This is a genomic window from Arthrobacter sp. A2-55 (assembly GCF_025548615.1).
In the GTDB taxonomy this organism is placed as follows: domain Bacteria; phylum Actinomycetota; class Actinomycetes; order Actinomycetales; family Micrococcaceae; genus Specibacter; species Specibacter silviterrae.
The window spans coordinates 1-12,743 of record NZ_JAJLOZ010000102.1 but is presented as its reverse complement, the minus strand read 5'-3'; the positions used below and the strand labels follow the sequence as shown (position 1 = coordinate 12,743).

The 12,743-nt window shown below is 65.5% G+C and carries 9 protein-coding genes; 7 read left to right on the top strand and 2 right to left on the bottom strand.

Annotated features, from left to right (window positions below):
• Positions 1 to 35: 35 nt before the first annotated feature.
• Together LPN03_RS19540 and LPN03_RS19535 are read right to left on the bottom strand one after the other, a co-directional pair.
• Complete coding sequence (locus LPN03_RS19540; RefSeq protein ID WP_262455579.1) at positions 36 to 971, bottom strand: endonuclease domain-containing protein; 936 nt, start codon at positions 969 to 971, stop codon at positions 36 to 38.
• Positions 972 to 1,098: 127 nt separating this feature from the next.
• Positions 1,099 to 2,841 (bottom strand): glycoside hydrolase family 3 N-terminal domain-containing protein, encoded by a 1,743-nt coding sequence (locus LPN03_RS19535; protein WP_262455578.1) that lies wholly within the window; start codon positions 2,839 to 2,841, stop codon positions 1,099 to 1,101.
• Between the two features lie 75 nt (positions 2,842 to 2,916).
• On the opposite strand from LPN03_RS19535, the gene purH reads away from it, so the two are divergent.
• The 7 genes from purH to LPN03_RS19500 all read left to right on the top strand — a co-directional run bounded on the left by purH (position 2,917) and on the right by LPN03_RS19500 (position 12,559).
• Entirely contained in the window at positions 2,917 to 4,584 is a 1,668-nt protein-coding gene (gene purH / locus LPN03_RS19530) for a bifunctional phosphoribosylaminoimidazolecarboxamide formyltransferase/IMP cyclohydrolase (RefSeq protein ID WP_262455577.1), read from the top strand.
• Between the two features lie 311 nt (positions 4,585 to 4,895).
• Positions 4,896 to 7,115, top strand: a complete 2,220-nt coding sequence (locus LPN03_RS19525) for an NADP-dependent isocitrate dehydrogenase (RefSeq protein WP_262455576.1) — start codon at positions 4,896 to 4,898, stop codon at positions 7,113 to 7,115.
• 258 nt (positions 7,116 to 7,373) lie between these two features.
• The gene (locus tag LPN03_RS19520; RefSeq protein ID WP_165181340.1) at positions 7,374 to 8,612 is read left to right on the top strand and encodes a branched-chain amino acid ABC transporter substrate-binding protein; all 1,239 of its coding nucleotides are present in this window, start codon (positions 7,374 to 7,376) and stop codon (positions 8,610 to 8,612) included.
• A 132-nt stretch (positions 8,613 to 8,744) separates the two neighbouring features.
• Positions 8,745 to 9,764 (top strand): branched-chain amino acid ABC transporter permease, encoded by a 1,020-nt coding sequence (locus LPN03_RS19515; RefSeq protein WP_165181341.1) that lies wholly within the window; start codon positions 8,745 to 8,747, stop codon positions 9,762 to 9,764.
• Positions 9,761 to 10,978: a branched-chain amino acid ABC transporter permease gene (locus LPN03_RS19510; RefSeq protein ID WP_165181342.1), complete on the top strand. Its 1,218-nt coding sequence runs from the start codon at positions 9,761 to 9,763 to the stop codon at positions 10,976 to 10,978. The genes LPN03_RS19515 and LPN03_RS19510 overlap by 4 nt, the downstream gene beginning before the upstream one ends.
• Complete coding sequence (locus tag LPN03_RS19505) at positions 10,975 to 11,862, top strand: ABC transporter ATP-binding protein (protein WP_165181343.1); 888 nt, start codon at positions 10,975 to 10,977, stop codon at positions 11,860 to 11,862. Before LPN03_RS19510 ends, LPN03_RS19505 begins: the two co-directional genes overlap by 4 nt.
• On the top strand, positions 11,855 to 12,559 hold the full coding sequence (locus LPN03_RS19500) for an ABC transporter ATP-binding protein (protein ID WP_370875274.1): 705 nt from the start codon (positions 11,855 to 11,857) through the stop codon (positions 12,557 to 12,559). The genes LPN03_RS19505 and LPN03_RS19500 overlap by 8 nt, the downstream gene beginning before the upstream one ends.
• The last annotated feature ends 184 nt before the right edge of the window (positions 12,560 to 12,743 follow it).

Genomic DNA, 12,743 nt, shown 5'->3' with positions numbered 1-12,743 from the left:
GCCGATTTGGCGTCTTTTCGAGCAGTTTCTGACACCTAGTTTTGCGGACGCCAGCCGCGACTGAACAACGCCGAACGAATCTTCCGGACGGCGGCGCGGGCGTCGTCCGTCATGTGGTTCTTCGCGATCCGCACCTCGGTCCATCCGGCCGCCGCAAAGTCCTCCTGGCGCCTGATGTCGCGAATGACCTGGTCGGGGTCGGCGTGTGTGCCGCCGTCGTACTCCACCGCGACCCGATACTCGGGGTAGGACTGGTCCGGCTGGCGTGACTTCCCGTCGGCCAGCGGTATGTTCTTGTTGATGTCCGGTTCCGGAAGGCCAGCATAGACAACGGCGAGCCGGAGACGTGTTTCAGGCGCTGAATCGGACCCGACTCTCGCAAGCGTAAGTGCGGCACGGGCTTTTTGTATGCCAGGTGTGCCCTTGTTCCGCTCCAACATTTGGGACAGTTCAGCCAAAGTGGCGTAGGCCTCGGAGCGGCCTTCGAACTCGGGCCGCGGAATGCGGATCAAGTGGTCCGCGACCACCACCAGCTCATCGACTGTCATTCGGCGGGCACAGTCCAGCCACGTCCTTACCCGGGTGGTGATCCACAGGCCGTCGAGACATTCCACTTCATCGTCCCGGAATTTGGTTCGGTGGCCTTCCACGCCGTGGCGGCGGGGAATGTTGTGTGGGAACTGGCGGGAAATGTGAATGAGGGTGTCATTCCGGACGGGGAGGAACCCTGGAAGTTCCCAGATGGCAAACGCCGTGGCGTGGGATGCAGCGGAATATCCGGTGACCTGGGTGAATGGCCGGGTGAGAAGCGCCAAAGGAACATCAGCGTCATCGAGGCTCTTGATGCCGCGGCTGATCCGCACGATTTCCTTGTGGCGCAGCCGGCCGGGCCTCACCAGGCAGTCTTTGGCCGTGTCGAGAGTAAAGGGTCCGGATTGAAGTCGGTCCGGGAACCCGGCGCGGGTGAACATGTGACCATGATGGCAATTTTGGGCGGATTCCGTTTAAGTTATCCACAGCCTCCGCCGGGTAGGGAACTGTGAGTCAGAAACTGCATGAAAAATGGACATTTCGACGAGTTTCGGTGCAGTTTCTGACTCACAGTTGGGAGAGGGTGAGGAGGGTGGTGACGGCTTGGGCGGTCACCTGGCTGAAGCCGTGGCAGTGGATGGTGGTCAGCGCCGTGCCGGAGGCCTTGCGGCTGGCCGGGACCAGCCCGGCGTTGATGCAGATGGCGTGCGGGGCCACGGAGGCCACCTGTGCCAGGGTGGCCTGCTGGTCGTGGGACATCAGCGAATCCACCAGCACCAGCACCGGTTCGCCCAGTGATTCCTCCGTGCTCACCAGGTCGGACAGGTTCTCCGCATTCAGCGAGGACGCGGAGAGTGCGTTCACCTGGAAATGGTCCAGAAGGGCCGCGGCGAGGAAGTTGTCCGTGGGTCCGGCCGCCATGTTGTGGCCCGTGCGGGCATCAACCAGGGTGACGACGGCGTCCGGCAGCGGCAACGTCCCGGCGCCCTGGTCCACTTGGCATGCCTTGGCGGCCACAGCGATCCAGTCGGGGGAGTCCACGTCCACGTTGGAGCCGGCGGACGCGTTGCCGTCGGACGCCTTGCCGCCGTCGGACGCGTTGCCGCCGTCGGACGCGTTGCCGCCGTCGGACGCGTTGCCGCCGTCGGCCGCGGCGCTCCCCGCCCGGGCAGCCGCCGTCGACCATTGGGCAAACGCAGCGACCCGCGCCGCCGCGCCCTGCAGCACGGAAACCGGCAGCCGGCCGGAGGAAACCGCCGACATCAGCGCGGAATGCACCTCGAGGTAGCACGATTGGTCGTCACGCCCCGTGGTGTAGGCATTGAGCGGGTTGCCCACGCAGAGCAGGTCTGAGCCCGCCAGCAGCGCCAGCACCGCCCCTTCGCCCGGGCCCACGGTGGCACGGACGGCGGCCATGTCCAGGGCGTCGGTGACCAGCAGCCCGTTGAACCCCATCCCGCGGAGCAGGGCCGCCGCCCGCGGATTCAGCGTGGAGGGCGCCTCGCCCAGCTCCGGCACAATGATGTGCGCCGTCATGACGGCGGCCACACCGGCATCCACGGCGGCCTGGAATGGCGGCAGGTGGTCCCGGCGCAGCTGAGCCAGGGTCAGGTCCACGCGGGCCACATCCATGTGCGAGTCCGCCACCGTGTCCCCGTGCCCCGGAAAATGCTTGGCACACGCGCCCACGCCCACTGACTGGATGCCGGCCACGGCCGCCGCGGTGTGTTTGCTGACCAGGTCCGTGGTGGCACCAAACGCCCGCACTCCGATCACCGGGTTCAGCGGGTTCGTGTTGACGTCCGCCACCGGTGCGATGGCCAGGTTCACGCCGGCCTCCCGGCACAACCGCCCAATGGCCCGGCCCGCGGCTTCCGTGACGGCCGCATCGTCCAGCGCCCCCAGCACCGCGGCGCCGGGTACGGTGGAGCCGTCCCGGGACTGCAGCCGGGTCACGTTTCCGCCTTCCTCGTCAACGCCGACGACGGCGGACGGGTTGGCTTCCCGGATTGCGGCAGAGAGTGCCGCCACCTGTCCGGGGACGTCGGGATCGATGTTGTGGCTGAAATACACCACGCCCGCCAGGCCGTTGCGCAGGGCCGCATCGAGCCAGGCCGGGACCGTGGTGCCGACAAAACCGGGCCAGATGACGGAGTTGACCAGGCGGGACAGCTCCGGGGAAGCCCCGGCTGAGGCCCCGGCGGCAGCCCCGGCTTCAGCCCCGGCTGCGGCCCCGGAAAATCCAACACCCTCGGCGGCATCGGGGCTGGATTCGGGCGCGGGGGAGTGGGGCAGCTCACGGGACGTCATGCCTGACAGCCTACCTAGTGGTAGTGGCATAAACTTGAGGTGTCGCCATCATCGACCAACCCCTGGAGAATTTCTGTGACCAGCTCACGCCTTAATCGTGTTCCCATCCGCCGGGCCCTCATCTCGGTCTACGACAAAACCGGTTTGGAGGAGCTGGCCACGGGCTTGCACGCCGCTGGCGTCGCCATTGTTTCCACGGGTTCCACCGCGGCCAGGATCGCCGCGGCGGGCGTCCCCGTGACGGAAGTTTCCGAAGTCACAGGCTTCCCGGAATGCCTTGACGGCCGCGTGAAGACCCTGCACCCGCTGGTCCACGCCGGGATCCTGGCCGACCGCCGCCTGCCGGACCACGTCCGCCAGCTGGCCGAAATGAACATTGAGCCCTTCGACCTGGTGGTGGTGAACCTCTACCCCTTCGTGGACACCGTGAAGTCCGGCGCCGGGCAGGACGCCGTGGTTGAGCAGATCGACATTGGCGGCCCCTCGATGGTGCGCGCAGCCGCCAAGAACCACCCGTCGGTGGCCGTGGTGGTGGATCCGGCCAAGTATGCCGACGTCGTGCTGGCCGCAGCGGAAGGCGGGTTCACGCTGGTGGCCCGCCAGCGCCTGGCCGCGGCAGCCTTTGCCCACACGGCCGCGTATGACAACGCCGTGGCCGCCTGGACGTCCGCCCAGTTCCTGGATGAGGACGGCGACGGCGCCATTGACTGGCCCGCCTACGCCAGCTACTCGCTGGAGCGTTCCGAGGTGCTGCGCTACGGCGAAAACCCGCACCAGCAGGCGGCCCTCTACGTGGACAAGGCGGCCCCGGCCGGCATCGCCCAGGCAGACCAGCTCCACGGCAAGGCCATGAGCTACAACAACTTTGTCGACGCCGACGCCGCCCTCCGCGCAGCGTTCGACTTCGCCGGACCGGCCGTGGCAGTGGTCAAGCACGCCAATCCCTGCGGTGTGGCCGTGGGCTCCCCGGACGCCGCGGATCCCATCGCGGACGCGCACGCCAAGGCCCACGCCTGCGACCCCCTCTCTGCCTTTGGCGGCGTGATCGCGGCCAACCGCACCGTCACCAAGGCGATGGCGGAGACGGTGAAGGGCATTTTCACCGAGGTGGTCATCGCCCCCGACTTTGAGCCCGAAGCCGTGGAAATCTTGTCCAAGAAGAAGAACATCCGCCTACTGGCGCTGCCCGAGGGCTACGACCGCTACCCGGCCGAGGTCCGCCAGGTCTCCGGCGGCATGCTGGTGCAGATGGCTGACAAGATCAACGCCGACGGCGACAATCCCGCCAACTGGACCCTCGCCGCAGGCCCCGCCGCCGACGACGCCACCCTCGCGGACCTCGCGTTTGCGTGGACGGCCGTGCGGGCCGCCAAGTCCAACGCCATCCTGCTGGCCCACAACGGCGCCACGGTGGGCATCGGCATGGGCCAGGTCAACCGGGTTGACTCCTGCAAGCTGGCCGTGGACCGCGCCAACACGCTGGGCGTTTCGGTTGAATCCGACGTGGACGGCGCCGGCGGGGCGGCCGGCCCCGGTGCTGTTTCCGAACAGCGCTCCGTGGGTGCCGTGGCCGCCTCCGACGCGTTCTTCCCCTTCGCCGACGGCCTGGAAATCCTGCTCGACGCCGGTGTGCGCGCGGTGGTCCAGCCTGGCGGCTCAGTCCGCGACGAGGAAGTCATCGCGGCCGCCAACAAGGCCGGCGTGACCATGTACTTCACCGGCGCGCGCCACTTCTTCCACTAATTGGAGAACGACGGCGGCGGGGCACCTTCCAGCGGGAGGTGCCCCGCCGCCGTCGTGCTTTAAGAGCGTTCGGGGGTGGACAATGCCAAACGCCGGGGGCGCACCGGGGGCGCATGGCAACAACCACCCCCGGGCCCGTGCCAAGGAAACGTGCCGGACAGCTTTTGGCGGACGGGCCGCAGTGGGTCATAATAGCGCCCGCACGGCGGCCGATAGCGGGCTGGGGCGCTCCCTCGGGTAAGTTGGAGGGGATAGAAATCTCACCAGATTCGCTTTTAAGCACCTGATTTTTACAGGAGACGCCTCAACCCATGGCTAAAATCATCTACACCCATACCGACGAAGCGCCCATGCTGGCCACGTATTCACTCCTGCCCATCGTCCAGGCCTTCGCCTCGACTGCCGGCGTTGACGTCGAAACCCGCGACATTTCACTCTCCGGTCGCATCATTGCTGTATTCGGCGACTACCTGGCCGAGGACCAGCGCATTGAAGACGCCCTGGCCGAGCTGGGCGCCCTGGCCAAGGACCCCGACGCCAACATCATCAAGCTGCCGAACATCAGCGCCTCCATCCCGCAGCTCAAGGCCGCCATCGCCGAGCTCCAGGGCCAGGGCTACGCCCTCCCGGACTACCCGGACGACCCCTCCACGGATGAGGAAAAGGACGTCCGCGCCCGCTACGACAAGATCAAGGGCAGCGCCGTGAACCCGGTGCTGCGCGAAGGCAACTCGGACCGCCGCGCGCCCCTGTCCGTGAAGAACTACGCCCGCCAGAACCCGCACAGCATGGGTGCCTGGTCCAAGGACTCCAAGACCAACGTGGCCACCATGTCCACGGGCGACTTCCGCCACAACGAGAAGTCGGTGGTCATCCCGGCCGATGACAAAATCAAGATCCAGTTCGTGGCCGCCGACGGCACCGCCACCGTCCTCAAGGACGCCTTCCCCGTCCTGGCCGGGGAGATCGTGGACGGCACCGTGATGCGCGCCGCCGCCCTGGACGAATTCCTGGCCGCCCAGGTGGCCCGCGCCAAGGAGGAGGGCGTCCTGTTCTCCGCGCACCTGAAGGCCACCATGATGAAGGTCTCCGACCCCGTCATCTTCGGCCACGTGGTCAAGGCCTACTTCCCCGAGCTCTTCGCCAACTACGGCGATGCGCTGGCCAAGGCCGGCCTGAGCCCCGCCAACGGCCTCGCCTCCATCCTCAACGGCCTGGACGCGCTGCCGGCCGATGTCCGCGAGGGCGTCCAGGCTGCCATCAAGAAGGGATACGACGACGGCCCCGCCCTGGCCATGGTCGATTCCGACAAGGGGATCACCAACCTGCACGTCCCTTCCGACGTGATTGTGGATGCCTCCATGCCCGCCATGATCCGCTCCTCCGGCCACATGTGGGGCGCCGACGGCAAGGAGCACGACACCCTGGCCGTGCTGCCGGACAGCAGCTACGCCGGCGTGTACCAGGTGGCCATTGACGACTGCCGCAACAACGGCGCCCTGGATCCCGTGACCATGGGCACCGTGCCCAACGTGGGGCTCATGGCCCAGGCCGCCGAAGAGTATGGCAGCCACGACAAGACCTTCATTCTCGATGAAGCCGGCAGCGTCCAGATCGTCAACACCGCCGGCGAGGTGCTGATCTCCCACGACGTGGCCCCGGGCGACATCTGGCGTGCCTGCCAGGTCAAGGACATCCCCGTCCGCGACTGGGTCAAGCTGGCCGTCACCCGCGCCCGCGCCTCCGCCACCCCCGCCGTGTTCTGGCTGGACCCGAGCCGCGCGCACGACTCCCGGCTGATCGAAAAGGTCAACGAGTACCTCAAGGACCACGACACCGAGGGCCTGGACATCCGGATCATGACCCCGGAGGAGGCCACGGCGTTCAGCTTCGAACGCATCCGCCGCGGTGAAGACACCATCTCCGTCACCGGCAATGTGCTCCGCGACTACCTCACGGACCTGTTCCCGATCCTGGAACTGGGCACCAGCGCCAAGATGCTCTCCATCGTCCCCCTCATCGCGGGCGGCGGGCTCTTTGAAACCGGCGCCGGCGGCTCCGCCCCGAAGCACATCCAGCAGCTCGTGAAGGAAAACCACCTGCGCTGGGACAGCCTGGGCGAATTCCTGGCCCTGGCCGTCAGCTTTGAGCACCTGGCCGTCTCCAAGGGCAATGCCCGGGCACAGATCCTGGCCGACACCCTGGACCGCGCCACCGGCACGTTCCTGCTGCAGAACAAGTCCCCGAAGCGCAAGGTGGGCGAAATTGACAACCGCGGCAGCCACTTCCACCTGGCCAAGTTCTGGGCCCAGGAACTTTCGGCCCAGACCGACGACGCCGACCTGGCCGCCGCGTTCGCAGCCGTCGCCGCGGACCTGACCGACAATGAGGACACCATCGTCGCCGAGCTGCTGGCCGTGCAGGGCTCCCCGGTGGACCTGGGCGGCTACTACCGCACGGACCCGGCCAAGGTTGTCGCCGTCATGCGCCCCTCGGCCACGCTGAACAAGGCCATCGACACCCTGAGCTAGGCTCCGGCCCCAAAAAAAGCCCGCCCGCGGGCCTGCGCCGCAAGAAAAGCCCGCCTCCCACAGGAGGCGGGCTTTTTATTGTCCCCGGGCGCCGCCGTCGTGCCTTTCGGCGCAAAAAACCTTCCGTTATCAGATCTTTATGAGCAAATGTGTCTTGCACCACATTTGGGGGGTAGTGTCTGATGTCGTGAAGAGTAAGGATCCCGGTAGGACGACGACGTCCGCCGGCCCTTGCGACATAGTCTGGAAGGCGAATCTATGTACCGTAAGAAAGTTATGACCACGCTGGCCGCAGCCGCCACCCTTGGCATGCTGCTCGGTGGTTGTGCAAACCAAGCTGCCACTCCAGGCGGCAGCACGTCGGGAAGCGGTGGAGGTTCCACCACCGTCAACATCCCGGCCCTGACCTCCATCGAAACGCCGAAGGATGCGGTGCTCCCCGCAGGCAACGGCAAGGCCACCTGCCCCTCCACCACCACGCTGGCGTACATCGGTGCCGAAACAGGCGCAAATGCCCAGCTCGGCATCAACATCTTCAACGGCATCCAGCTGGCCATCAACCAGCACAACAAGGCCAACGCCGGCTGCCAGGTGCAGTTCAAGAAGTTTGACACTGAAGGCGACCCGAACAAGGCCACCGGCCCGGTCACCCAGGCCACCAAGGAAGCCGACATCATCGGCGTCGTGGGCCTGCCGTTCTCCGGCGAGTCCAAGGCAACCGGCAACATTTTCGAACAGCAGGGCCTGGTCCACATCACCCCTGCGGCGACGAACCCGACGCTGACCACCAACGGCTGGAAGACGTTCTTCCGTGGCCTGGGCAACGACGCCGTGCAGGGTCCTGCGGCCGCGAAGTTCATGACCGGCAAGCTCGGCGCCAAGAAGGTCTACGTTGTTCAGGATGACTCGGATTACGGGATCGGCCTGGGCAAGACCACCTCGGACGGCCTCGGTTCGGCGCTGATCGGCACCGACAAGGTCACCACGGGCCAGAAGGACTTCTCGGTCACGATCTCCAAGATCATGAACGCCAAGGCCGACGCCGTCTTCTACTCCGGCTACTACGCCGAGGGCGCCCCCTTCGACCAGCAGCTGGTGGCGAAGGGCTTCACCGGAACGTTCGTCGGCCCGGATGGCCTGAAGGATGACCAGTTCATCAAGCAGGCAGGCTCGGCCTCGGCCAACGCCTTCTTCACCTGCCCCTGCATCCCGGGCGAGCTCATCCCGACGTTTGAATCCGCGTACAAGGCTCTGGCCAACGCCGAACCCGGCACGTACTCCATTGAGGGTTACGACGCCGCCACCGTGCTGCTGGCGGGCATTGACGCCGGCAACCAGGACCGGGCCAAGCTCGTGAACTGGGTCAAGACCTACGACAAGGACGGACTGAGCAAGCACTACAAGTGGGACGACAAGGGCGAGCTCCAGGCCCCGACTGTTTACGGCTACAAGGTTGAGAACGGCAAGATCGTTCCGATCGGCGCCATCGGCCAGTAATTCGGGCGCACAAGGCTGTGGGACGGGGGATCTCCGGCCCACAGCCTTTGCGTGCCACCTTATCCCGTTCTCCCTACCGGCAGCGGCCGGCCCATCCGATGCCGTGGGCGCTGCCAAGATCAGGATGTCCGCATGATTCCCACCCTCCTAACCGTCCTACCCGCCCTGTCCACTGACGACAATTCCTGGATCACCTTCGACATTCCGTCGCTGATGCAGAACTTTTGGAGCGCCACCTTTGACGGGCTGACCTTCGGCTCCATCTACGCGCTGGTGGCCCTGGGCTACACCCTCGTCTACGGCGTGCTGAACCTCATCAACTTTGCCCACTCCGAAGTGTTCATCATGGGCTGCTACGGCGTCTGGTTCACCCTCAGCTTTCTGGGGTTCGGGCCGTCCGCACCCAACCTCTCGCTCGGGTCGATCGTCGTCAACCTGCTGCTGGCGCTGATTGTGGCCGTTTGCGCCTCCGCCCTTACCGCGTTCGTGCTCGAGCGGCTGGCCTATAAACCGCTGCGCAAACGCAACGCGCCCCGCCTGGTCTTTTTGATCACGGCCATCGGCGCGTCCTTCACCATCCAGTACACGATCTTCCTGGTCCGCGGACCCGTGCCGGAGCAGGCCTTGACCATGTTCAAGCCGACCCCCATATTTGACGTCTTCGGCACGATCGTTGACTCGCAGCAGCTGCTCATTGTCATTGCAGCCGTCATCATGATGGTTGTCACCGAGCGCTTCATCAGCAAGTCCCGCACGGGGCGCGGCATCCGCGCCGTTGCGCAGGACCCTGACACGGCAACGCTGATGGGCGTCAACAAGGAAAAGATCATCATCACCACGTTCGTGATCGGCGGCATCCTGGCCGGCGCGGCGGCATTGTTCTATGTCATGAAGATCCCCTCCGGCGTGCAGTACAACGGCGGGTTCATCCTCGGCATCAAGGCTTTTGCCGCAGCTGTGCTGGGTGGCATCGGCAACGTCCGCGGCGCGCTGCTGGGCGGCCTGCTGCTCGGGCTGATCGGCAACTACGGGCAAATCCTGCTGGGCAACTCCCAGTGGACCGACGTCGTCGCCTTTGTGGTGCTGGTGCTGGTGCTGCTGCTGCGGCCCGAAGGCATCCTGGGCACCTCTCTGGGAAGGAGCAGGGCATGAGCATGGTAGACGGACCCACACCACTCCACACCGCCAAGGCAGATCAGGCTGCGGAGGACCGAGAAGCTGTCGGCACGCCGCCCGGCTCCAGTGCCGCAGTCCGCCGCAAGGGCTGGTTTGGCGGCCTGGGCGAGAAATGGCAGGAGCTGCCGCGCCAGAAGCAATGGGCGGTGCTCATCATCGTGGTGGTCCTGGCCTATTTGCTGCCGGTCATCAACCCGCCGCTGATTTCCACCGAACCAGGCAACGACTTCCCGCTCGCCTGCCAGACCATGGCTGTCTGGGCGCTGGTGGCCGTGGGCCTGAACGTGGTGATCGGCTACGCAGGCCTGCTGGACCTGGGCTACATCGCCTTCTTCGCCGTCGGCTCCTATGTGGCGGCCATGCTCACCAGTCCCGACTCCACGTTCCTGAAGATTCCGTACCTGTGGACCATTCCGGTGGCCATGGCGGTGACCATGTTCTTCGGCGTGCTGCTCGGTGTGCCAACGCTGCGACTGCGCGGGGACTACCTGGCAATCGTCACCCTCGGCTTCGGTGAGATCGTGCGCATCCTGGCCACCATCATCCCGGCCATGAAGGGCCAGGTCGGCTTCCAAAACCTGGGCCATCCGCCGGGATTGGACGCCCACGGGGTGCCAATCTTTGCCAACTCCAACGGAACCCCCTGGTATTGGCTCACACTGACAATATTGATCATTGTGCTGCTGTTGGCGGGCAACCTGGAACGCAGCCGCGTGGGCCGTAACTGGATCGCCATCCGCGAGGATGAGGACGCCGCCGAGACAATGGGCGTTCCCACCTTCAAGTACAAGGTCTGGGCCTTCGCGATCGGCGCGGGCATCGGCGGCATGTCAGGCGCGCTCATGTCCGGGCAGGTCGGCTTCGTGAACAACCAGAAGTTCGACGTCGTCACTTCCGTCCTGTTCGTCGCCGCGGTGGTGCTGGGCGGGGCAGGCAACAAGGTTGGCGCCATTCTGGGCGGGGCCCTGGTGGCCTACATTCCGCTGCGCTTCACCGCAATCGCCGACTACAAGTACCTGATCTTTGGCCTGGCGCTGTGCCTGATCATGATCTTCAGGTCGCACGGCCTGCTTGCCGCGCGACAGCAACTTTTGGCCTATGGCAGACACGCCTACAACGAGGTAAAGGCCCGCACGGACGCCAAGTCCGCCAAGGCCAAGGCCGCGCCCGGGAAGGAGGCGTCACTGTGAGCGAGTCAAACGAAACGAGCGGCCGGCATGCCGACGTCGACATTGCCGGGGTCGACACCGTAGTGGCGGAAGCCGCGGCACCGGAACGCGACATCGCCGTCAAGGTGGGCGACGACCTGGTCGAGGTGAAGAACCTCACCATGAGGTTCGGCGGCCTGCTGGCGCTGGACGACATCAGCTTTACCATCAAGCGCGGGGAAATTCTGGGGTTGATCGGCCCCAACGGCGCCGGCAAGACCACCTGCTTCAACGCCATGACAGGGGTATACAAGCCCACCAGCGGCCAGGTGCTGCTGGAGGGGCGGGTGCTCAACGGGGTCAAGCAGCACAAGATCACCCGTGCCGGACTGGCCCGCACCTTCCAGAACATCCGCCTTTTTGGCGAGATGACGGCGCTGGAAAATGTGGTGGTGGGCCTGGACGCCCGGCACAAGACGTCCGTGATCGGGGCCCTGCTGCGCCTGCCGCGGCACACCCGGGAGGAAAAGTCCGCCATCGAGCGGGGCATGGCGCTGCTGGAATTTGTGGGCATTGCCGACCAGGCAGCCACGCTGTCCCGGCACCTGCCGTACGGCAGCCAGCGCCGCCTGGAGATTGCCCGCGCCCTCGCGACGGACCCCAAGGTGCTGTGCCTGGACGAGCCCGCGGCCGGCTTCAACCCTGCGGAAAAGGAAGAGCTCATGCAGCTCATCCGCACCATCCGCGACGACGGCTACACTGTGCTGCTCATCGAGCACGACATGAAACTGGTCATGGGGGTGACCGACAGGATTGTGGTGCTGGAATTCGGGAAGAAGATTGCCGACAATGTGCCATCCGTGATCAGGGAAGACCCGAAGGTCATTTCCGCTTACCTAGGGGAGCCCGAAGATGACTTTGCTTGAGCTGAAAAACATTTCCGTGCACTACGGGCGGATCCAGGCCATCAAGGAGATGTCCTTCACGGTGGAGGAAGGGGAAATTGTTTCCCTGATCGGGGCCAACGGTGCCGGGAAAACCACCACCATGAAGACCATTTCCGGGCTGCTGAACCCTTCGGGCGGTTCCATTTCCTTCATGGGGCAGGACATTACCAAGATGAAGGCCCACATCCGCGTGGTGCAGGGAATCTCACAGGCCCCTGAAGGGCGCGGGATCTTCCCCGCCATGACGGTCCTGGAGAACCTGGACATGGGGACCTTCGGCCGCAAGGACCGCAGCGGTGTCAGCGAGGACCTGGACCGCGTGTTCACGCTCTTCCCTCGCCTGAAGGAGCGCGAGAAGCAGTTCGGCGGCACCATGAGCGGCGGCGAGCAGCAGATGCTTGCCATTGGCCGCGCACTGATGTCCCGTCCCAAGCTGCTGCTGCTGGACGAGCCCTCCATGGGGCTGGCCCCGCAGTTCATCCGGCAGATCTTTAAGATCATCACCGAGATCAACAGCCAGGGCACCACGGTGCTGCTCGTGGAACAGAACGCCAACCAGGCGCTGGCCCGGGCACACCGTGCCTTTGTGTTGGAGACCGGGGAGATCACGCACAGCGGCACCGGCAAGGAGCTGCTGGCGAATCCGGCCATCAAGGAGGCCTACCTAGGCGTCTAGCCCCACATAAGACCCTCCCTCACCTTTTGTGGTGTTTTGGGGGATTCTCCCTCACGTTTCGGGGTGTTTAGGGGGATCCTCCCTCACCTTTCGTGCTTCCCGGGGTAGCCAGCGGGTCGCGCGGCTTCTCTCCCAACGGCCGACGGCGGCGGGTTACCTTCCATGCGGAAGGTGACCCGCCGCC

What these genes read in the sequence shown, in the direction of transcription:
- LPN03_RS19540 (WP_262455579.1), bottom strand. Translation starts at nt 971, where the DNA reads ATGTTCACCCGCGCCGGGTTCCCGGACCGACTTCAATCCGGACCCTTT.
- LPN03_RS19535 (WP_262455578.1), bottom strand. Translation starts at nt 2,841, where the DNA reads ATGACGTCCCGTGAGCTGCCCCACTCCCCCGCGCCCGAATCCAGCCCC.
- LPN03_RS19525 (WP_262455576.1), top strand. Translation starts at nt 4,896, where the DNA reads ATGGCTAAAATCATCTACACCCATACCGACGAAGCGCCCATGCTGGCC.
- LPN03_RS19520 (WP_165181340.1), top strand. Translation starts at nt 7,374, where the DNA reads ATGTACCGTAAGAAAGTTATGACCACGCTGGCCGCAGCCGCCACCCTT.
- LPN03_RS19515 (WP_165181341.1), top strand. Translation starts at nt 8,745, where the DNA reads ATGATTCCCACCCTCCTAACCGTCCTACCCGCCCTGTCCACTGACGAC.
- LPN03_RS19510 (WP_165181342.1), top strand. Translation starts at nt 9,761, where the DNA reads ATGAGCATGGTAGACGGACCCACACCACTCCACACCGCCAAGGCAGAT.